Genomic DNA, 429 nt, shown 5'->3' on the forward strand with positions numbered 1-429 from the left:
CCCGAACAGCAGGAGCTGCATGACCGGCAACGCAATGATCATGCGCAGCGTGAGAGGGTCGCGCCGCACCTGGATCCATTCCTTGCGAAGGACCGCCATGAACCGTCTGAAAGAAAAGCCGGTCACGCTGTTTCCTTACCCGACGGGATGTTCTTGGCCGGCTGGCTCAGCAGATGGATGAAGACGTCCTCGAGCTGCGGCGTGACTTCGTGCCAGGTCAGCTCGGCCGCTCCGTCGGGAGTTGCTATTGCCCGTTCGAGCGCGGCGCGATCCATGCCGGCGATGCGTACTTCCGCTCCGAACACTGCCGCCGCCTCCACGCCCGGCACGTCGCGCAGCCTTCGGGCGGCGAGGTCGAGCGCCCCGCCTTTGGCCGTGTAGATTATCAGGCCGCTGCCGTGCGCCACTTCATCGGGACTGCCCTGAACG

1 pseudogene is annotated in these 429 nt (G+C 65.3%); it reads right to left on the reverse strand.

Annotated features, from left to right (window positions below):
• Positions 1-122: 122 nt before the first annotated feature.
• A pseudogene (locus FH08_RS52705) lies at positions 123-429 on the reverse strand (hypothetical protein); the annotation flags it as partial.

The sequence above is a fragment of the Caballeronia sordidicola genome, from assembly GCF_000729995.1.
GTDB lineage: Bacteria > Pseudomonadota > Gammaproteobacteria > Burkholderiales > Burkholderiaceae > Caballeronia > Caballeronia sordidicola_A.